Raw genomic sequence first — 18,346 nt, forward strand, 5'->3', positions numbered from 1 at the left:
GGTGCATCGCTGATTCCGGGGTTTCGCCAGAAACGACCGAGGAATAAGCGATGTGGACCGATACCTCCCGGCAGCAGCATAGCCGCCCGGGTCTACGTTATCCAAGCGATTTGCGCGATGCCGAGTGGGCCTTGATCGAGCCTCTGTTGCCGCCCGCGAAACCTGGCGGCAGGCCGCGCTGCGCCGACCTGCGCGAGGTGATGAACGCGATCCTCTATCTGGCAACAAGCGGTTGCCAATGGCGGATGCTGCCCAAGGATTTCCCTCCGCTCTCGACGGTTCAACGCTATTTCTATGCCTGGCGCGACAGCGGCCTATGGCAGACGATCAATCACCTGCTGGTGATGGCTGCGCGCCAGATCGAAGGGCGCGAGGCCAGCCCCAGCGCCGGGGTGATCGATAGCCAGAGCGTCAAGACCACCGAGAGTGGCGGCCCACGGGGCTACGATGCGGGCAAGAAGATCATGGGACGCAAGCGTCACATCATCACCGATACGCTCGGACTGATGTTGTTCGTCACCATCCACGCTGCCAGCATTCAGGATCGCGACGGGGCGGTCGATCTCATCAAGGCAATCCGCTACCGCTTCCCGTGGCTGCGCCACCTCTTCGCCGATGGGGGCTACGCAGGCGACAAGCTCATCGGCGCGCTTCAAGGGCATGGGCAATGGACGCTCGAGATCGTGCGCCGCTGCGACACCGCCAGGGGCTTTGTTCTGCTCCCGCGCCGCTGGGTGGTCGAGCGCACCTTCGCCTGGCTCGGCAGATGTCGACGGCTCGCAAAGGACTGGGAAAGAACTATCGAAAGTTCCACCGCATGGACTACCATCGCCCACATCCGCCGCCTCACCCGCCTCATCGCAAGCCACTGCCAGATCGCATAAACTTCTGAGTCAGGCTCTAAAGGTTTTTGAATACTGCTTTCAGCAGTTCTGGGGCGTCATTCCCGACATAAAGTTTCGGGGATATCTTCTCATTGACTACGCGCTGATCGGCTTGCGGTACCTTTATACCGGGCTCTTCATCTCGGTACTCTTCAAATCGATTTCTCACCGCTGATGGGCGAACTTCTCGGAGTCTACGTCTTCGGGTCGGTCGCCCGTGGAGATCGCGATCCCAAGAGCGATCTGGACCTACTCGCGGTGGTGGCGGACGGCCAGGGCAAGGTCGATGAAAGAACTGTTTTTGCCTTCATTCCCTTGGAGCTGTCCGACTTGGAAGCGTCGATATCTTGGTACGGGCGGCGGCGCCTCGGCTCGATGTTCGAGAATGGAGAGCTGTTTGGCTGGCACCTATATCAAGAAGCGATCCCACTTTTCGAGGCGGAGCCAGTTTTCAAGGGGCTGGGCACGCCAGCGCCGTATGGCGACGCGGAGGCAGATGTGGCCTCCTTCAAGAAGGTATTGTCTGGTATTCCGGAGCAGCTGAACGGATCTCCTCAAAATGCGTTGTATGAGCTCGGGCTCGTTTACGTATGCCTTCGCAACATCTGCATGGCAGCGTCATCCAGACTCTGCGACCGGCCCGACTTCTCGCGCTACTCTCCATTCCGGCTCAGTGGGTTGCCTGCCTTGCCCATAACACAGGGCGAGTACGACCTAGCAATGAGCTGCCGGATGGCCGGCCAAAGAGGGGTGCGCCCACCGTCAGCTGTGTCGCGGTCGTTGGTGGCCGATATTCATGATAGATTGATGCCTTGGATCACCGAATTACAGCATCGGCTGGAGAGAAATTGATGGACGCTTCGACGCGAAGGACCAGATTCGAAGAGCGAGTAAGGGTAGAGCGTGAGTTCCTAGTGCCCGTGAACCAGCGCTTCGGGCAGCAGGCGCCGCTTGCGGGTATGACCGCAGGTGCTATCGAATTATGGCGTCGGCGCGCGTCCGATTTAAATTTGGGCGTGGACGTTGAACGTGTTGCCGCGCTGCTGCTGGAAGCGGCTGCAAGGGCCGAGTTGCTGGCCGATAATTCGCGCGACGTTTTCGAAGCTAGCAGGCATATCGCGCCAGACGGATTGGCGGCTCTAAGGGACTTATTAGAAGACGCTTTGAAAGCTGAAACCAGCTGACAGTCCGCAACCGGCCCACAAGCTACCCTACCCCATCACCCCCGCGCGCCGAACAGCGCGGACCCCACGCGGATATGCGTCGCGCCGAGCATGATCGCGGTCTCGTAATCTCCGCTCATCCCCATGCTCTGGGCCCACGCGCCGGGTTCGGGCTCGTGCCGCCGCGCCAGTTCGCCGAGCAGTGCGAAGAACGGCGCGGGTTCCTTGTCGGCGGGGGGGATGCACATCAGGCCGAGCAGGGGGATCTCCGCCTCGCGCGCCTGATCGATCAGCGCGGGCAGGTCGGCAATCGCGCAGCCGCCCTTCTGGTCTTCCTCGCCGACATCGACCTGGATGAAGCACGGCACGCGCCTGCCCAGCTTGTCGTATGCCTTGGCCAGCGCCTTGAGCAGGCTCGGCCGGTCGAGCGAGTGGATCACGTCGAACAGCGCGGCGGCATCTTCCGCCTTGTTCGACTGCAGCTGGCCGATGAGGTGCAGCTCAACATCCGGGAAGCGCTCGCGCAGTTCGGGCCACTTGTCCTGCGCCTCCTGCACCCGGTTTTCGCCGAACAGACGCTGGCCTGCTTCCAGCAAAGGCTCGATCCGTTCGACCGGGTGGGTCTTGCTGACCGCGATCAGGTTCACCTCTTTCCGCTCGCGCTTGGCGATTGTGCAGGCGCGGACGATCCGCTCTTCGACTTGTGTAAGGGCTGCTGCGCTATCCATCGCGCGCCGCTATAGCGGCTGGGCGATGCCGATCCAGCCCCGACCCGAAGAACTGCCACGCCTCTGGCTGATGTCCGATGCCCGCAACGACTCAGGTCTGGAGGATGCCCTCGCGCGCCTGCCGGAAGGCTCCGCGTTCGTCTTCCGGCACTATCATCTGGGCAGCGTGGCGCGACGTGAGCGGTTCGAAATGCTGCGCAGCATTTGCCGCAGCAAAGGCCTGCGCCTGATCCTGTCGGACCGCGCATCGGAGGCGCGTGCGTGGGGTGCGGACGGTGTCTATGGCCCGCCCGGAAGGCTCGGCGATGCTGCGGACATGCTGCGCATCACTACCGCGCATGATGCCGCCGAGCTTGCCGCTGCCGGGGCCGCAGATGCGCACGCGGTGATGATCTCCCCCGTGTTCGCCACGCGCAGCCATCCCGGTGCACCCGCATTGGGTCCGGAGGGCTTCCACGATCTCGCGCGGCGCATTTCACTGCCCGTTATCGCGCTGGGCGGGATGACGGCGGAGCGCGCCCGCGACCTTGGCGTTGCGCGCTGGGCGGCGATCGACGGGCTTTCCTGAGGCTCGCCGCGGCCCAAAAGCCTTGACCCGGCACCAGCCGAGGATTCATGATGCGTTCCCGTATTCCCCCCGCCCTTCCCTCGGGAGACTTCGCAATGGCCAGCAAGGCACTCGTTACGACCGAACAGGTCGACTGGCGCGACGCGCTGCGCCACTCGGTCAAGCGCGCGCTGCAGATGACCGGCGCGGTGATCCTGCTGGGCGCGATGCTGTTCCTCGCGCTGTCGCTGATCAGCTACACCCAGACCGACCCCAGCCCCTCCACCGCCGCTGCGCCCGATGGGCCGATCGGCAACTGGATGGGCACTGCCGGAGCATGGGCGGCGGAGCGCGCGCTGTTCCTGTTCGGCTGGGTCAGCGTGCTCGCCCTGCCGCTGCTCTATATCGGCGCGCGCGGGCTGTGGCGTGCGGCGAACGACGACGAGACGGTGGAGCGGCACACGCGCTGGTGGCGCCCGGCGGCGGCGCTGCTGCTGGCGATGACGCTGCTCTCGACCGTGGCCGCGCTGACCTTCGCCGATGCGGCGATCGCGCTGCCTGCGGGTGCCGGCGGACTGACCGGGCTGCTCGGCGCGACCCTGACCGAGGGGATCGCGACGCGGCTGGTCGGCCCGGCGGCGGGCTGGCTGATCCTGGCGGTGGCGCTGGTGTTGCTGGCGGTCGGGACCACGCTGGTCGCGCGGGTCTTCGCGATCGACTGGCGCGGGTTGCTGACCCTGCCCAGCCTGCCGCGCCGGATGCAGCGCGAACGGGCCGAGCCTGCTCCTGCCAGGCCCAAGCCGGAGCGGCGCACGGCCAAGCGCGCCCCGGTCGACGAACCCGTGATGGAGGAGCCTGCTGCCGAGCCTGCCGCAGCCCGCCGCGCGCCCAGGATCGTCGACCCCAAGGTCGCCCCGCGCAAGGCCGATGGGCACGCAATCACGCGGCAGAAGGACATGTTCGCCGCGTTCGATCTGCCCAGCCTCGAACTGCTGTCCGACCGCGGTGAGGCCAACGTGGTCCCGCTCGACCGGCAGGCGCTGGAGCGCAATGCGCGGCTGCTCGAATCGGTGCTCGACGATTTCAACGTGAAGGGCGAGGTCACCGCCGTGCGCACCGGCCCGGTGGTCACCATGTACGAGCTGGAGCCTGCTCCCGGCACCAAGGCCGCCCGCGTGATCGGCCTGTCGGAAGATATCGCCCGCAACATGAGCGCGGTGTCCGCGCGCGTCAGCACGGTGCCCGGCAAGACCGTGATGGGCATCGAACTGCCCAATGCCGAACGCCAGATGGTCGGCTTCAAGGAGCTGGCCGCCTGCGCCGACTTCGTCGATGCACCGGGCGACCTGCCGATCATCCTGGGCAAGGACATCGCGGGCGAACCCGTGATCGCAGACCTTGCCGCGATGCCGCACCTGCTGGTCGCGGGGACCACGGGCAGCGGTAAGTCGGTCGGTCTCAACACGATCATCCTCTCGCTGCTCTACCGCTTCACACCTGCCGAGTGTCGCCTGATCATGGTCGACCCGAAGGTGCTGGAGCTGAAAAGCTACGAGGATATCCCGCACCTCCTCTCGCCCGTCGTGACCGAGCCGGAAAAGACCATCCGCGCGCTCAAATGGACGATCGAGGAGATGGAGCAGCGCTATCGCAAGATGAGCGAGGTCGGCGCGCGCAACCTCACGGGCTTCAACGAACGCGTCCGCACCGCCAAGGCGAAGGGCGAGCCGCTCGGCCGCCGCATCCAGACCGGCTACGACCCCGAAACGGGCGAGGAGATCGTCGAGGAGAAGGAGCTCGATTACGAAGAGCTGCCGCTGATCGTGGTGATCGTCGACGAGCTGGCCGACCTGATGGCGGTGGTGGGCAAGGACATCGAGATCCTCATCCGCCGCCTGACGCAGAAGAGCCGCGCGGCGGGCATCCACCTGATCATGGCGACACAGCGCCCCTCGGTCGATGTCATCACCGGCGTCATCAAGGCCAACTTGCCCACCCGGATCAGCTTCAAGGTCACCAGCCGGATCGACAGCCGCACGATCCTGGGCGAACAGGGCGCGGAAACGCTGCTGGGCAAGGGCGACATGCTGTTCAAGCCCAATATCGGCAACCTGACCCGCGTCCACGGCCCCTTCGTGAGCGACGAGGAAGTGGAGGCCGTGGCCGAGCACTGGCGCCAGCAAGGCTCGCCCGCCTATGTCGACGCGGTCACCGAGGAACCGATGGACGGCGGCGGCGGCTTCGCCTTCGAGGACGAACTGACCGCGAGCGACAACCCCGAAGAGCGCAAGTACCGGCAGGCGTGCCAGGTCGTGTTCGAGAACCAGAAGGCGAGCGGCAGCTGGCTCCAGCGCCAGATGGGCGTGGGCTACAACACCGCCGCCAAGTGGATCGAGCGGATGGAGAGCGAAGGCCTGGTCGGCCCCGCCAACCACGTCGGCCGCCGCGACGTCTACCGCGACAAGGATGGCAACCCGCTCTGACGCCTGCGATTCGCAAGGCGCCAGCCCTGCCCGCCTGTAGGGTTCCTGACACACCTGACACACTGTCCTGGGGGAGAAAATCTCGCCCCGTGTGAGGCGAGATTCCGGCGACGGTTCGACGGTGTGAAAGAGCCGCGCTCAGGCTAGCGCCGCGGGAGCGTGTAGGACAGCGCGCACCTCATGCGACAGAGCGGGGTAAACGCGCAGGGCTCGATCGGTCAGCCCCCGATCCCGTCGAGCCGCGCGACAGCCTCTTCCGGCAGAGCGAGATTGGCCGCAGCCACGTTTTGGCGCAGATGGTCGACCGAACTCGTGCCCGGAATCAGCAGGATATTGGGCGAGCGATGCAGCAGCCAAGCGAGCGCGACCTGCATCGGCGTAGCGTCCAGATCCCGCGCGACGTTTTCCAGCGTTTCCGATTGCAGCGGATCGAAACCGCCGAGCGGGAAAAACGGGACATAGGCAATGCCCTCGCTCGCAAGATGGTCGATCAGATCATCGTCGCCGCGGTTGGCGAGATTGTACATGTTCTGCACGCACACGATCTCGGTCATCGAACGTGCAGCCTCGACCTGTTCGGGCAGGGCATTGCTGATCCCCAGCGCGCCGATCCGGCCGCGTTCCTTCAGCGCGATGAGCGGTTCGAGCATCGGCCTCACATCACCGGGAGTAGGCCCCGCGTCGCCCGCGCCGAACATCAGCCGCAGGTTTGCAATATCGATCCGCTCGATCCCGAGGTTATCGCAATTGCTTTCGACCGCATCGATCAGTTCCTGCGGCTCCATCGCCGGCAGCCAGCCACCTTCATCGTCGCGGAGCGCACCCAGTTTGGTCACGATCGTCAGATTATCGGGAAAAGGCGCAAGCGCATCGCGGATCACGCGGTTGGTGTGGTGCGGGCCGTAGAAGTCGCTCGTATCGATATGGTCGATGCCGAGCGCGAGTGCTTCGCGCAGCACAGCGATCGCGCCTTCGCGGTCCTTTGGCGGGCCGAAAACATGCGGTCCGGCAAGCTGCATCGCGCCGTAGCCCATCCGGTGGACGGTGCGGTGGCCCAAGGCGAAGGTGCCCGAGTTGGCGATGGCGTTGTCTGTCGTAAGCATTGGCAATTCCTTTATTCGTGATTGGTTTGGGGGGCCGGAGCCAGTGCGGCCGCGAGTACTTCGCGCAGCGGTGTGGGTTTGCGGCCGAGCAGGGTTTCGAGCGTCGGATCCACCGTGCTGAAATCGCCCCGGCGAGAGGCGCGGAAGGTGCCCAGCAGCATTTCGGCGTAGTGTTCGGGCACGCCGGCCGCGACCTTCGCCGCTTTCCATTCTGCGTCCGAAACGACGGTATGGCGAACCTCGCGGCCGGTGAACTGCGATGCGAGTTCGGCAATCTCGGCCATCGTCCAGGCGCGCGATGCCGTCAGCGGCGGGGTTGCCCCGTCGAAGGTCGCCTCGCCCGCGAGGAGTGCCGCGTCCGCCCGTGCGAGATCGCCGCGTGCCGTCCAGCAGACCGGGCCATCCTCGGGCACGCGCAATTCATTGCCCTTCAGATCCTCGCCGATCATCTGGAGACAGCTCTCGGCATAGAATCCATGCCGCAGCGCCGTGAAGGGCGTGCCGCTTGCCTCGAGGTCCGCTTCGCTCCTGGCGTGCTGGTCGGCGGGCGGAAAGGGCGATCCCTCGCGCGCGCCGGCGTGGGAGGTGTAGAAGATGCGTTCGACGCCTGCGTCGCTGGCCGCAGTGATCGCATTGCGGTGCAATCTGCGTGCCTCCTCGCCAAGCTTGTCGACCGAGACGATCTCCATCCGCTCCATCCCGTCGAAAGCGTCGGGCAGGCAGGCCGGATCGGCGAAGTCCGCGCGCCGCACGGCGACCCCCTCAGGTGGCGAAAGCGCCCCCGGCTCGCGCGAAGCGGCAATGATCTGCGCCGGTCCCGTGCGGTCCGAAAGATATTCGACGATACCGCGGCCAAGGGGACCATTGGCGCCTGTGACGAGGATCATGACTGCGCTCCTTCCGCTGATATGACCTATTCGTTATCAGTGATACGCAATCGACGCTATCATTGTTCCCGTATCGTCGATAATGATTGGCCATGACGACGGACGAAGCCACCGACACCGATACAAGGAGGGCAGTGCTCGACGCCGCTGCCGAGCTGATTGCGAGCGGCGGAACTGCTGCGCTGACGACGCGCGCGGTCGCCGCCAAAGCTTCGATCCAGCCGCCTACGCTCTACCGCATCTTCGGCGACAAGCGCGGGCTGCTCGACGCGGTGGCGCAAGAACGGCTGGCGCGGTTCGTGGCGGAAAAGGAAGCGCATCCGCCGCATCCCGATCCGGTCGAGGACCTGCGGCAGGGGTGGAGCCGCTACGTCGCCTTCGGGCTCGAGAATCCGGACGTGTTCGCGATCATGAACGAGATCGGTTCGCCCTTGGCGCAGTCCACTGCGTCGCTCGCCGGGATGGCGGCCCTGCGCCGCCGCGTGGCGCAGATCGCGCGGGCGGGTCGGCTTCGTGTCGCGGAAGAGCGGGCCGTCGCACTCGTCCATGCGTCCGCGGTCGGCATCGTGACCACGTTTCTGGCCTTGCCGCCCGAGGAACGGGACGAGCAGATGCTCTCCTTGGCCCGTGACGCGGCGATTGCTGCGATCGTGGACGAGAGGGCAGCTTCGCAAGCCTCCGGGCCGGTGCCCCACGCGATCGCCCTGCGTGCGCACCTCGATGACACGGACGGGCTTTCGACGGCGGAAAAATCGCTGCTGCGCGAATGGCTGGAGCGGCTAATAGAGCAGTAAGGAATATCCTCGCCGATCGTGCCGCCCGGCCTCCCGCAGCCAGTTCCAGCCATCACTGCGCTTCAGGAAAAACGCATAGATTGACGCGTCACGTGTATTGTAGAACGTGAGCCAGGGGAGCTTCCGCCGGCAAGCTGAGTGATCCTCACACATGCCCTTCCTGCAACCCGCGTAACCTTCATCGCAATTGCGCTCTGCGCACGAAAACTGCATCGCCCGGCATCAAGTCCCACCCGAATTGCACAGGAACGGCGCGGGAGCGCCTGGAGGCGAGAGATGAAACTCGAGATCAACGAACATGCCGCATGGGTGTTCAAGGCCGGCTGGAAGGGGCTTTGCCCGCGGTGCGGCAAGGGCAAGATGTTCAAGTCGTGGCTCAAGGTCAGCGACAGGTGCGACGTGTGCGGGCTCGATTACCGCTTTGCCTCGCCCGACGATGGGCCCGCGTTCTTCTCGCTGTGCTTCGTCGCCTTTCCCCTGGTCTTCCTGATGGTCTGGGTGCAGGTGGCGCTGGAACCCCCGATCTGGCTGCTGCTGATCATCGCGGTGCCGCTGATAAGCCTCGGCTGCCTGCTGCCGCTGCGCCCGATCAAGGGCTGGCTGGTCGCCTCGCAATATGTGAACCGCTCGGTCGAGGCGGGGACGGAGAAGCTGTGGGCGGAGATGCACGCGCGCGAGGACGAGCAGAAGCACGGCGAGGGCCGCGACTGAGCGGTACGCGCCCCGCCCGCGTCCTCAGCCGCCGAACCAGCGCCTGAGGCCGGCCGATCGCAGGCCGATCGCTGCGCCGGCAATCACCAGCAGCGCGGCAACACCCGTCGCGATGGCGACCGGCTCCGCGCGCTGTCCGCCCGCGGCGTAGATCGCCGAGAGCGCCCACAGAAACACGACCGCGTAGAACGGATTGCCCCGCCCCCTGACGAGCGCGAGGCAGGCGATGATCCCGCCGGTCAGCACCACCAGCGCCGAAATCAGCGGCGCGGCCTCTCCGCCATCGACGCCGTAGAACAGCAGCGTGGCGGCAATGTTGACGATGGTCGCGGCGGTCAGCCAGGCGGCCAGCGCGCTCAGCGGCAGCACGGCGAGCCAGCGCTCTCCGGTCGAAAGCTTCGGCTCCCACCGGGCGAACACCCGGTAGATCGCGATGAGGCATGACAGGGTGAGGATGATGATCACTGCGGAGAACACGGCCAGTCCGAAGAACTGCGTGTAGAGCGCCCACAGCGCATTGCCGAGGAAGGCACCCGCTGCAGGCAGGCGGATCTGCGCCAGAAGCCTGTTCGTCCGCTGCCCGGGCAGGGCCTGGTAGATCGCGAAGGCGATCGTACCGGCAAACAGCGGCCCCCAGATAGAGAAGGCCCAGCCCGCGGGCGTGATCAGCGTGCGCACCGCATTCGACTGCGCGCCGATCGGGTCGCCGATACCCAGCGCGGGCAGAGAGGTCGTGACGATCTGGAGCAGGGCCGCGACGATCACGGCCCCGACCAGTGCGGGACTGGCGTTCGTCGGGGTGTCGCTGGGTTTCATGATGGGAAAACCGCGGCGTACCGATTTCGTTTCTGCGAACGTGCGCTGCGAGTTCAGCCCGCTGCGTCATCCACCGCCAGCGGATCGATCAGGTCGTCGAGGAACAGTGCCAGCAGCATGGTCTGGTTGGCGACCCCGGCCTTGGCGTAGACTTGGCTGAGCTGGGACCGCACCGTGCCCTCGGCACTGCCGCGCAGGCGGGCTATGTCGGGAATCGTGCTGCCCTTGATCGCGAACAGCGCGACCTCGCCTTCCGACCGGGTCAGGTTCCATTCGGCAAAGCGCATCTCGATCAGCTGCGCCATCGCGCCGCGCGCCATGCCCAATGCCTGCTTGCTGCGCCGCGCATCGGCCAGCAGGCGCTGCGTGTAGCGCGCGCCGAGGATGGTGCCCGCCAGCAGGGCGATAGCGATGATGCATTCCATGATCGGTTCGACGCCGATGCCGGAGCGCATCTGCGCCGCGATGTCGTCGATCCCGTCGCCGAGGAAATAGAGCGCGGCGATCCCCTGCAACGCCACGAAGGCGGAGGCGGCGAGCGCGGCCCGGCGCTGGTTTCGTCCCGGTCGCGTGGCCTGTCGCGGGGTCTGGGGCAAGGTTGCAACACTCCTAAGCACACGCGGAAACAGCGCCGCATAAGCGCGTGCTTATAGATTTGGGCGCGCCGCCGTCCAACCTGTCGCCGCGGCGCGAAAGCGGGCCGGGCAGATGGAGATGGCGAGATGACGCGAGACGCAATGATCGAAACCGCGGCGAAGGTGCCCGCGGTCACCCTGGGGTTCTGGATCATCAAGATCCTCGCGACCACTCTGGGAGAGACCGCGGGCGACACCGTCAGCATGAGCTGGCTGGGCGAAACCTCGGCCAGCGCCGGGCAAGGCGGTCTGAACGGCTATGTCGTGGGCACCGCAATCTTCGGGGCGGCGCTGGCGATCCTCGCCTTCTTCCAGATCCGCGCCAGGCGGTTCCATCCCTGGCTCTACTGGGCGACGATCATCGCCTCGACCACGGCAGGCACCACGCTGGCCGACTTCGCGACGCGATCGCTGGGGATCGGCTATCCTGGCGGATCGATCCTGCTGTTCTCGCTGGTCGTCCTGTCGCTGATCGCTTGGCATCGCACGCTCGGCGGGATTTCGGCGGCCTCGGTCCATACCCGCGAGGCTGAACTGTTCTACTGGATCACGATCACCTTCTCGCAGACGCTGGGCACCGCGCTGGGCGACTGGGTCGCGGACGGATCGCTCGGTTATCTGGGCGCGGCGGGCATCTTCGGCGGCGCGCTCGCGCTGGTCGCGCTGGCGCACTACACCACGCGCATCTCCAAGCCGCTGCTGTTCTGGTCGGCCTTCATCCTGACCCGCCCGCTGGGCGCTGTGGTCGGCGATTTCCTCGACAAGCCGGTGGCGAATGGCGGGCTCGAACTGAGCAGGTTGGCGGCATCGGCCGTGCTCGCCGCGGCGATCGTGCTGCTGGTGACGCTGCTGCCGCAGCGGCCCGAAACGGTCACGCAGCAGGAGCGGCTGGAGAGCTGACCCGTCGCGGCGAGGCACACGAAAAGGCCGCCACGCTCGAGAAGAGCGGGCGGCCTTTCTGTTGGCAGTGGGTGGCGGTGGGCCTTACTCGGCCGCTTCACCCGGCGCGCCGTTGGCGGTCTGCGCCTCGGCCCGCTCCGCCTCGAGCACGCTGTCGTTCTCGAGATCGGCGGCGGTCAGCTTGGGGTGCTGTTTGATGCGGCTGGCCATTTCTTCCATCGTGCCGGCGGGCAGGGCGACGAGGCCGATCTTGGCCAGCGGCCCGTCACGATCCCACATGTCCATCCACTGGTCGAGATAGGCCTGAAGGCCCGGAATCGCCTGCAGGTGGGCCAGCTTGACGTAGATGTAGAGCGGGCGCGCGCCGGGGTACTTGAAGCTGGCGATGTTGTCGTAGGTCGGCTCGACCCCGTTCATCGGCAGGCCCTGCACCTTGCCCTCGTTCTCTTCGAGATAGGAATAGCCGAAGATGCCCACGGCGTTCTTGTTGCCCTGAATCTTCTGGACAATCAGATTGTCCTGCTCGCCCTGATCGACATATTTGCCGTCGGAGCGGACTTCGGTGCAGGTCCGCTCGAACGCGTCCTCGTCACTGTCCTTCAGGGCTTCCATCGCCGGGTCGGTTTCGCAACCCGCGGTCAGGACCAGTTCCTTCAGCGCGTCGCGCGTGCCGCTGGTCGACGGCGGGCCATAGACCAGGATCGGGGTGGCGGGCAGCGAGGGGTCGACATCGGCCCAGGTCTCGTTGGTCTGTTCCTTGCCGTAAGGGTTGGCGGCGAGCGCCTTGTACACGATTTCCGGCGTCAGGTTCATCATGATCCCGCCCTGCGCGCTGGCAAAGGCAATCCCGTCCAGCCCGACCTGGATTTCGGTAATGTCGTTCACGCCGTTCGACTGGCAGGTTTCGAACTCGCTCACCTTCATCCGGCGCGAGGCGTTGGCCATGTCGGGCGTATCCGCGCCCACGCCCTTGCAGAACAGCGCGATGCCGCCGCCGCTACCGGTCGATTCGATCAGCGGCGAACGCATGCCGGGATTGGAGCGCGAGAAGCTCTCAGACACCAGCTTGGCGAAGGGATAGACGGTGGACGAGCCGACCGCGCGGATCGATTCGCGGGTGCCGCCGCTGCTGTCGCACCCGGTCAGCATCAGGCCGGCAGCCGCCGCCATCGCCAGAACATGCGTGATTTTCATTGGGAAACGCCTTTCTCTCAAATTGGTAAGGCCTGCAAAGCCGGGACGGCTAGAGTGCAAGTGTGACACTCATATGACCGGACCGGTGGTGATCGCTCCTGCTCGCGCCGTCGCACTCGTGCCCGCTTTGCCTTGCCGTGGACCGCGCGCCAACCTAACGAGCGCGACGTAACGGAAAAAAGGCTTTTCTCACCCATGCGCATCGGATGCCCGAAGGAAATCAAGAACCACGAATACCGGGTCGGGCTGACCCCCGAAAGCGCCGGCGAGCTGGCCCGCCACGGCCACGAGGTTTGGATCGAAAGCGGTGCCGGCCTAGGCATCGACGCGACCGACGCGGAGTACACGGCCGCCGGTGCGCGCATCGTCGACGGGCCCGACCCGATCTTCGCCGAGTGCGAGATGGTGGTGAAGGTGAAGGAACCCCAGGCGGTCGAGCGCAAGAAGCTGCGCGAAGGCCAGATCCTATATACCTACCTGCACCTCGCCCCCGATCGCGAGCAGACGGTCGATCTGGTCGATTCGGGCGTCACCGCGATCGCTTACGAAACGGTCACCGGGCCCAACCGCTCGCTCCCGCTCTTGAAGCCGATGAGCCAGGTGGCCGGGCGGATGAGCGTGCAGGCCGGTGCCACCGCTCTCGAAAAGGCGCATGGCGGACGCGGCGTGCTGCTGGGCGGCGTGCCGGGCGTGATGCCGGGCAAGGTCGTGGTGATCGGCGGCGGCGTGGTCGGCTTCAACGCGGCGCAGATGGCTGCGGGCGTCGGCGCGGACGTGACCATTCTCGACCGCGATCCCGAAGTGCTGGAGCGGGTCGGCACCCATTTCGAAACCCGCGCCAAGACGCGCTTCTCCAACGCCGCCAATCTGCATGACGCCGTGTGTCAGGCGGATCTGGTGATCGGCGCGGTGCTGATCCCCGGCGCGGCTGCGCCCAAGCTGGTCACCCGCGACATGCTGCGCGACATGCAGAAGGGTGCGGTGCTGGTCGATGTCGCGATCGACCAGGGCGGCTGCTTCGAAACCAGCCAGGCGACCACCCATGACAACCCGACCTATGTGGTCGACGACATCGTGCATTACTGCGTCGCCAACATGCCCGGCGCGGTCGCGCGTACCAGCACCTATGCGCTCAACAACGTGACCCTGCCCCACGCGCTGCAGATTGCCGACCACGGCTGGAAGGCCGCGATGCGCGCCAATCCGCACCTCGCCGAAGGGCTCAACGTGTGGGACGGCAAGGTCACCTACAAGGCGGTGGCCGAAGACCTGGGATACGAATATGTTCCGGTCGAAAAGGCGCTTGCCTGATACGACAATGACCTGAGCGGGAGAGAGACGATGGGAATCCAGCAACCGGTGAATTCGGGCTTCGGCCGGACGAGTGAACCGCAGGAGGTGCTGGACGGCATCGATCTCTCCGGCAAGGTCGCGATCGTTACCGGCGGCTATTCGGGCATCGGGATAGAGACCGTGCGCGGGCTCGCCGGGGCGGGCGCGACAGTGATCGTGCCCGCGCGCGACCATGCCAAGGCGGTGGGCAACCTCTCCGATGTGGTGGGCGACGTCACGATCATGGCGATGGACCTCGCCGACCTCGCCACGGTGCGCGCCTTCGCTGCCGAGTTCATGGCGCAGCACGAGCGGCTGGATCTGCTGATCAACAATGCCGGGATCATGGCCTGCCCGCTGACCCGCGTCGGCCCCGGCTGGGAACAGCAGTTCGGCGTCAACCACCTCGGCCATTTCGCGCTGGCGCAGGCGCTGATGCCGCTGCTGGTGGAGACGGCCAGCAAGCCGGACAGCGACGTGCGCGTGGTCGCGCTGTCCTCCACCGCGCACAAGATGGGCGATATTCGCTGGGACGATCCGCACTGGGAAAGCGGCGAGTACGACAAGTGGAAGGCCTACGGGCAGGCCAAGACCGCCGACGCGCTGTTTGCCGTGGGCATGAACAAGCGGCTGGGCGAGCATGGCGGACGCGCGTTCTCGGTCCACCCCGGCGGGATCATGACCCCGCTGCAGCGCCACCTGCCCAACGAGGAGATGGTCGCGCTCGGCTGGATGAACGAGGATGGCGAACTGTCCGAGGACGCCGCGAAGATGTTCAAGAGCGTGACGCAAGGTGCCTCGACCACTCTATGGGCCGCAACCTCGCCGGCGCTGAAGGACCGCGGCGGTGAATATTGCGAGGACTGCGACATCGCGCAGCTGGCGGATAGCGAGAACCCGAGCCGCTACAACAATGTCCAGCCCTACGCGGTCGACGAGGACAGCGCGCAGCGCCTTTGGGCGATGAGCGAGGAGATGGTCGCGGCGGTGTGAGCATCGGTTGGCGCGTTGCGCGTCGCGGGGTGACCTCCGCGGCTCAGGCGGTGACGGGCCTGACCTTCGCACCCCCGCCCTACCGTTGGTCGATGCCGTATTTCTCGAAGAACGGCGTGATGCACCGCTCGAGTTCCTGCGTCGCGGCGCGTTCCAGCTCTTTGCGTGAAGCGCCCCGCTCCTCCATCTCCTGCAGAGCGTGTGTGCGATCGACAACGCCGTGGCAGCGGACGAGCTGGGCGCAAAAACCGCGATCGAACGCGGCATCACCGCTCGATCGGCGCAGATCGCAATAGAGCTCGCCGGTCTTGCGGCGGGTTTTGACCCGCGCGCGGAACTTGCGCAGCCGCTGTGCGGTGACGACGATCGTCGCGTCCTCCCCGGTGGTCGCTGTCTCTGCGGCTCTCGCCTCGGGTGCCGGGGCCTGCAGCGAGAGAAGCAGAACGGGTGCCAGATACAAGAGCATTTCCGTCTCCTCAGAACCGGATAGGCAACCCGACGAAGAACGCGTGGGCGGAGCTATCAAGATGCTCGTATTCGAAGCGCAGGTCGATCCGCTCGTCGAGCCTCACCTGCGCGCCCGCCCCTACGACGAAGCTGGTTCGCCACTCGCGCGCGTCCTCCACACCGGCCGCGTTGTCGATCGCATAGCGATCGCCGCCGAAGCCTCCCTTGACGAAGAACAGCGCCCGGTCGGCCGCGACCACGCCGATCCGCCCGGTCGCGCGATAGCCGAACCGCTCGTTCTGCTGGTAGCGCGCCCCGCCCACGAAGGTTTCCGGCGATCCGCCACCTTTCAGCAGCGAGACTTCGGCACCGATCCGCACCCGATCGCCCACGGCGATGTCGTACCCCGCCATCGCACCGCCGCCGATATCCCAGTCCCGGGTATAGGCACCGTCGGTTGCGCCCGTCTGCGCGTCGGTCTGCTCGATGTAGAAATGATGCTCCAGCACGCCGACCAGCGGCCCGGCGTAGGCGCCGTCGAACGGCACGTCCTGCGCATGCGCGGCAGGCGCAAGGATCAGCGAAGCTGCGGCCGCGGACACGGCGGCGCAGGCACGGCGGAAGGGGGAAGAAAGGCGCATCGAAATTCCTTCGTTGCGGATCGACGATTCGCTCCGTAGTGTTTTTCTGACACGGAGATTTCTTTCTGTAAAACGAAAAGATATTGATGCCTGACGAATATAATCTACCTCCGAGCCGAGCACGCGCCTGTCGCTGGGCGGCACTGTTTTTCGGTCTCATCGCCGTAATCGCGCTGGCCGCGCCCATCGCCCTTCTCGCCATCACCGGCGATCCGCTGACGAATTGGCAGTGCGGAAGCGATCGGGACTGCGCGTTCGAAAATGGAGCGTTGGCCGCGCTGGACGATGAGGTGCGGGCACAGGTCGCCGCGTCACCGTCTGCGCAAGAAAGCTTTGCGGATCACCTCGATCGCGTGCCCATCCACGGCGGGCTGGCGCTCTTGTCGATCCTGTCGAGCCTCCCCTTCGCGGCGCTGATGTTCGGTGTTGCGATGGCACTGCGCAGCTTCGGCACTTCCAGGGGAATTCCCGCGGCGATCAAGTGGCTGCGACTGGTCGCCTGGGCGGCCCTGGCGGCTGCGCTCGCACCACCCATCATCGGGCTGCTGCAAAGCGTGCTGCTGCTCCCCGGAACTCCCTACGGCCCGGGCTACGCGATCGAGGTCGAGGGCGGCCCGCTGCTGCTGCATTGCTTGCTGGCGTTCGCCACGATGGCGCTGGTGTGGGCACTGGACGCAGGCCACAGCGCCCAGCGCGATCTGGCCGAGATCGTCTGATGCCGGTGGTGGTCAACCTCGACGTGATGCTGGCCAAGCGAAAGGTCCGCTCGAACGAGCTGGCGGCCGCGATCGGCATTACCGAAAGCAACCTCTCGCTGCTCAAATCGGGCAAGGTCAAGGGCGTGCGGTTCGGCACGTTGGCGGCGATCTGCCGCTATCTCGATTGCAAACCGGGCGACCTGCTCGACTACGAGATTTCCGACGACGACCTGCCCGGCTGACGGGGGCGCTAAGAACCCGCCACAAACGGCGCGGCGATCTCTGCGGTGACGCGCTGTGGGCGCAGCGTCTTCGCATCGAGCATCGCCCAGCGGGTGAGCGCGGAGACGAGCACCTTGCCCGCATCGTCCACGAACCGCACCTCGCGGTCGAACTGCGCCCCACGCGGCGTGCCCGAAACACGGGTGCCGCCGTGCGCGACCTCGCCTTCGCGGATATTACCGCGATAGTCGATCTCGTGCCGGGTCACGACCCAGATGTAGCGCTCGCGGTGTTCGTCGGGCGCAACCGCGTGCCAGTGCGACACCGCGATGTCCTGAATCCAGCGGACCCACTCGGCATTGTTCACATGGCCGAGCTCGTCGATATGCTCAGGGCTTGCGGTGTAGTCGCGCTCGAAAGCCCAGCTATTTTCGGAAGTCTCGTCACTCACGCCAGCCTCCTCACGCTGCCTCCAGCTTGGCGTCCGGATCGACGCCGATGCTGCGCAGGTCCGCCTCCGCCTGCGCGGTGGTGGTGAAGACGAAGCTTTCCATCCCCACCGCCTTCGCGCCGTCCACGTTCTTTTGCAGGTCGTCGAAGAACACGCATTCTTCCGGCACCAGGCCGTAGGTTTCAGTCAGCCAGGTATACATGCGCGGATCGGGTTTGAGCGTGGAGTGATCGGCGGAGACGCACGCGCCATCGAACAGCGGCCAGAAATCGTAGCGCCCGCGCAGATAGGCGACGATTTCGTGCACATTGTCGGTGATCGCGTAGATCCCGTAGCCGCTCGCCTTGAGGCGGCGCATCAGCGGCGGGGTTTCCTCGATCAGGACGAGGCTTTCGAACAGCGCGGAGACCAGCCGGTCGCAGGTCTTGCGGTCGAACCCGTGGCGTTCGCCGAACATGCGCTGCGTCTCGGTCAGGCTCATTGCGCCGCGGTTGAGCGCGCGGAAGATGTCGCCGCCGAACAGCTCCTGGCTGGTGATCCCGGCGGGCAGGTCGTGGCCGAAGGCGAGTTCCACGATCGTCTGCGGCTCCCACCGGACGATCACGTTGCCGACATCGAAAACGACGTTGCGGATGGGGGTGGTGCGCTGGGTCATGAGGGGCTCGCTCAGGCTGGAGGGTTCTGGTCTCAGCCGGTCCCATAGAAGCGCAGCGCGCG

22 protein-coding genes are annotated in these 18,346 nt (G+C 65.8%); 12 read left to right on the top strand and 10 right to left on the bottom strand.

Features of this window, described 5'->3' with window-relative positions:
* The first annotated feature begins 50 nt into the window (after positions 1–50).
* From VO57_000415 to VO57_000425, 3 genes are all read left to right on the top strand, one after another.
* The gene (locus VO57_000415; GenBank protein XBL69835.1) at positions 51–884 is read left to right on the top strand and encodes an IS5 family transposase; all 834 of its coding nucleotides are present in this window, start codon (positions 51–53) and stop codon (positions 882–884) included.
* Between the two features lie 174 nt (positions 885–1,058).
* Complete coding sequence (locus VO57_000420; GenBank protein XBL69836.1) at positions 1,059–1,736, top strand: nucleotidyltransferase domain-containing protein; 678 nt, start codon at positions 1,059–1,061, stop codon at positions 1,734–1,736.
* Between the two features lie 68 nt (positions 1,737–1,804).
* Entirely contained in the window at positions 1,805–2,068 is a 264-nt protein-coding gene (locus VO57_000425) for a hypothetical protein (GenBank protein XBL69837.1), read from the top strand.
* Between the two features lie 35 nt (positions 2,069–2,103).
* On the opposite strand, the gene VO57_000430 is transcribed toward VO57_000425, so the two are convergent.
* Positions 2,104–2,775 (bottom strand): YggS family pyridoxal phosphate-dependent enzyme, encoded by a 672-nt coding sequence (locus VO57_000430; protein XBL69838.1) that lies wholly within the window; start codon positions 2,773–2,775, stop codon positions 2,104–2,106.
* 70 nt (positions 2,776–2,845) lie between these two features.
* On the opposite strand from VO57_000430, the gene VO57_000435 reads away from it, so the two are divergent.
* Both VO57_000435 and VO57_000440 read left to right on the top strand, forming a co-directional pair.
* Positions 2,846–3,343, top strand: coding sequence for a thiamine phosphate synthase (locus tag VO57_000435; GenBank protein ID XBL69839.1), 498 nt, complete (start codon positions 2,846–2,848; stop codon positions 3,341–3,343).
* A 95-nt stretch (positions 3,344–3,438) separates the two neighbouring features.
* Positions 3,439–5,805, top strand: coding sequence for a DNA translocase FtsK 4TM domain-containing protein (locus tag VO57_000440; GenBank protein ID XBL69840.1), 2,367 nt, complete (start codon positions 3,439–3,441; stop codon positions 5,803–5,805).
* 218 nt (positions 5,806–6,023) lie between these two features.
* Here the strand turns inward: VO57_000440 and VO57_000445 are convergent, their stop codons facing one another.
* A complete protein-coding gene (locus tag VO57_000445; protein XBL69841.1) occupies positions 6,024–6,908 on the bottom strand; it encodes an oxidoreductase in 885 nt (294 codons plus the stop codon).
* An 11-nt stretch (positions 6,909–6,919) separates the two neighbouring features.
* The gene (locus tag VO57_000450; GenBank protein XBL69842.1) at positions 6,920–7,795 is read right to left on the bottom strand and encodes an NAD(P)H-binding protein; all 876 of its coding nucleotides are present in this window, start codon (positions 7,793–7,795) and stop codon (positions 6,920–6,922) included.
* A gap of 92 nt (positions 7,796–7,887) precedes the next feature.
* On the opposite strand from VO57_000450, the gene VO57_000455 reads away from it, so the two are divergent.
* Positions 7,888–8,589 (top strand): helix-turn-helix domain-containing protein, encoded by a 702-nt coding sequence (locus VO57_000455; GenBank protein XBL69843.1) that lies wholly within the window; start codon positions 7,888–7,890, stop codon positions 8,587–8,589.
* 276 nt (positions 8,590–8,865) lie between these two features.
* Entirely contained in the window at positions 8,866–9,300 is a 435-nt protein-coding gene (locus VO57_000460) for a DUF983 domain-containing protein (GenBank protein ID XBL69844.1), read from the top strand.
* Between the two features lie 24 nt (positions 9,301–9,324).
* Here VO57_000460 and VO57_000465 read toward each other — a convergent pair whose 3' ends face one another.
* A complete protein-coding gene (locus VO57_000465; protein ID XBL69845.1) occupies positions 9,325–10,116 on the bottom strand; it encodes a hypothetical protein in 792 nt (263 codons plus the stop codon).
* 53 nt (positions 10,117–10,169) lie between these two features.
* Positions 10,170–10,712 carry a hypothetical protein gene (locus tag VO57_000470; GenBank protein ID XBL69846.1) on the bottom strand — a complete coding sequence of 181 codons (543 nt, stop codon included), beginning with the start codon at positions 10,710–10,712 and terminating at the stop codon, positions 10,170–10,172.
* Positions 10,713–10,838: 126 nt separating this feature from the next.
* Between VO57_000470 and VO57_000475 the strand changes: the two genes are divergently transcribed.
* Entirely contained in the window at positions 10,839–11,651 is an 813-nt protein-coding gene (locus VO57_000475) for a hypothetical protein (GenBank protein XBL69847.1), read from the top strand.
* An 84-nt stretch (positions 11,652–11,735) separates the two neighbouring features.
* Here VO57_000475 and VO57_000480 read toward each other — a convergent pair whose 3' ends face one another.
* Positions 11,736–12,845: a substrate-binding domain-containing protein gene (locus VO57_000480; protein ID XBL69848.1), complete on the bottom strand. Its 1,110-nt coding sequence runs from the start codon at positions 12,843–12,845 to the stop codon at positions 11,736–11,738.
* 195 nt (positions 12,846–13,040) lie between these two features.
* On the opposite strand from VO57_000480, the gene ald reads away from it, so the two are divergent.
* Positions 13,041–14,156 (top strand): alanine dehydrogenase, encoded by a 1,116-nt coding sequence (gene ald / locus VO57_000485; GenBank protein XBL69849.1) that lies wholly within the window; start codon positions 13,041–13,043, stop codon positions 14,154–14,156.
* Between the two features lie 30 nt (positions 14,157–14,186).
* The gene (locus tag VO57_000490; protein ID XBL69850.1) at positions 14,187–15,170 is read left to right on the top strand and encodes an oxidoreductase; all 984 of its coding nucleotides are present in this window, start codon (positions 14,187–14,189) and stop codon (positions 15,168–15,170) included.
* Positions 15,171–15,249: 79 nt separating this feature from the next.
* On the opposite strand, the gene VO57_000495 is transcribed toward VO57_000490, so the two are convergent.
* Positions 15,250–15,636, bottom strand: coding sequence for a hypothetical protein (locus VO57_000495; GenBank protein ID XBL69851.1), 387 nt, complete (start codon positions 15,634–15,636; stop codon positions 15,250–15,252).
* Between the two features lie 10 nt (positions 15,637–15,646).
* Positions 15,647–16,258, bottom strand: coding sequence for an outer membrane beta-barrel protein (locus tag VO57_000500; GenBank protein ID XBL69852.1), 612 nt, complete (start codon positions 16,256–16,258; stop codon positions 15,647–15,649).
* Positions 16,259–16,341: 83 nt separating this feature from the next.
* On the opposite strand from VO57_000500, the gene VO57_000505 reads away from it, so the two are divergent.
* Together VO57_000505 and VO57_000510 are read left to right on the top strand one after the other, a co-directional pair.
* Positions 16,342–16,974: a hypothetical protein gene (locus VO57_000505; GenBank protein ID XBL69853.1), complete on the top strand. Its 633-nt coding sequence runs from the start codon at positions 16,342–16,344 to the stop codon at positions 16,972–16,974.
* Positions 16,974–17,198, top strand: a complete 225-nt coding sequence (locus VO57_000510; protein XBL69854.1) for a helix-turn-helix transcriptional regulator — start codon at positions 16,974–16,976, stop codon at positions 17,196–17,198. The genes VO57_000505 and VO57_000510 overlap by 1 nt, the downstream gene beginning before the upstream one ends.
* A gap of 8 nt (positions 17,199–17,206) precedes the next feature.
* Here the strand turns inward: VO57_000510 and VO57_000515 are convergent, their stop codons facing one another.
* The gene (locus VO57_000515; protein XBL69855.1) at positions 17,207–17,629 is read right to left on the bottom strand and encodes an acyl-CoA thioesterase; all 423 of its coding nucleotides are present in this window, start codon (positions 17,627–17,629) and stop codon (positions 17,207–17,209) included.
* Between the two features lie 10 nt (positions 17,630–17,639).
* Entirely contained in the window at positions 17,640–18,284 is a 645-nt protein-coding gene (locus tag VO57_000520) for an HAD family phosphatase (protein ID XBL69856.1), read from the bottom strand.
* Positions 18,285–18,346 lie beyond the last annotated feature (62 nt).

Origin of the sequence: Citromicrobium bathyomarinum (genome assembly GCA_001306305.2) — a bacterium.
GTDB classification, from domain to species: domain Bacteria; phylum Pseudomonadota; class Alphaproteobacteria; order Sphingomonadales; family Sphingomonadaceae; genus Alteriqipengyuania; species Alteriqipengyuania bathyomarina.

Bases quoted from the DNA above. Each gene is read 5' to 3' on its own strand.
- VO57_000415 (XBL69835.1), top strand. From the start codon at position 51: ATGTGGACCGATACCTCCCGGCAGCAGCATAGCCGCCCGGGTCTACGT.
- VO57_000420 (XBL69836.1), top strand. From the start codon at position 1,059: ATGGGCGAACTTCTCGGAGTCTACGTCTTCGGGTCGGTCGCCCGTGGA.
- VO57_000430 (XBL69838.1), bottom strand. From the start codon at position 2,775: ATGGATAGCGCAGCAGCCCTTACACAAGTCGAAGAGCGGATCGTCCGC.
- VO57_000435 (XBL69839.1), top strand. From the start codon at position 2,846: ATGTCCGATGCCCGCAACGACTCAGGTCTGGAGGATGCCCTCGCGCGC.
- VO57_000440 (XBL69840.1), top strand. From the start codon at position 3,439: ATGGCCAGCAAGGCACTCGTTACGACCGAACAGGTCGACTGGCGCGAC.
- VO57_000445 (XBL69841.1), bottom strand. From the start codon at position 6,908: ATGCTTACGACAGACAACGCCATCGCCAACTCGGGCACCTTCGCCTTG.
- VO57_000450 (XBL69842.1), bottom strand. From the start codon at position 7,795: ATGATCCTCGTCACAGGCGCCAATGGTCCCCTTGGCCGCGGTATCGTC.
- VO57_000455 (XBL69843.1), top strand. From the start codon at position 7,888: ATGACGACGGACGAAGCCACCGACACCGATACAAGGAGGGCAGTGCTC.
- VO57_000460 (XBL69844.1), top strand. From the start codon at position 8,866: ATGAAACTCGAGATCAACGAACATGCCGCATGGGTGTTCAAGGCCGGC.
- VO57_000465 (XBL69845.1), bottom strand. From the start codon at position 10,116: ATGAAACCCAGCGACACCCCGACGAACGCCAGTCCCGCACTGGTCGGG.
- VO57_000475 (XBL69847.1), top strand. From the start codon at position 10,839: ATGACGCGAGACGCAATGATCGAAACCGCGGCGAAGGTGCCCGCGGTC.
- VO57_000480 (XBL69848.1), bottom strand. From the start codon at position 12,845: ATGAAAATCACGCATGTTCTGGCGATGGCGGCGGCTGCCGGCCTGATG.
- ald (XBL69849.1), top strand. From the start codon at position 13,041: ATGCGCATCGGATGCCCGAAGGAAATCAAGAACCACGAATACCGGGTC.
- VO57_000490 (XBL69850.1), top strand. From the start codon at position 14,187: ATGGGAATCCAGCAACCGGTGAATTCGGGCTTCGGCCGGACGAGTGAA.
- VO57_000495 (XBL69851.1), bottom strand. From the start codon at position 15,636: ATGCTCTTGTATCTGGCACCCGTTCTGCTTCTCTCGCTGCAGGCCCCG.
- VO57_000500 (XBL69852.1), bottom strand. From the start codon at position 16,258: ATGCGCCTTTCTTCCCCCTTCCGCCGTGCCTGCGCCGCCGTGTCCGCG.
- VO57_000510 (XBL69854.1), top strand. From the start codon at position 16,974: ATGCCGGTGGTGGTCAACCTCGACGTGATGCTGGCCAAGCGAAAGGTC.
- VO57_000520 (XBL69856.1), bottom strand. From the start codon at position 18,284: ATGACCCAGCGCACCACCCCCATCCGCAACGTCGTTTTCGATGTCGGC.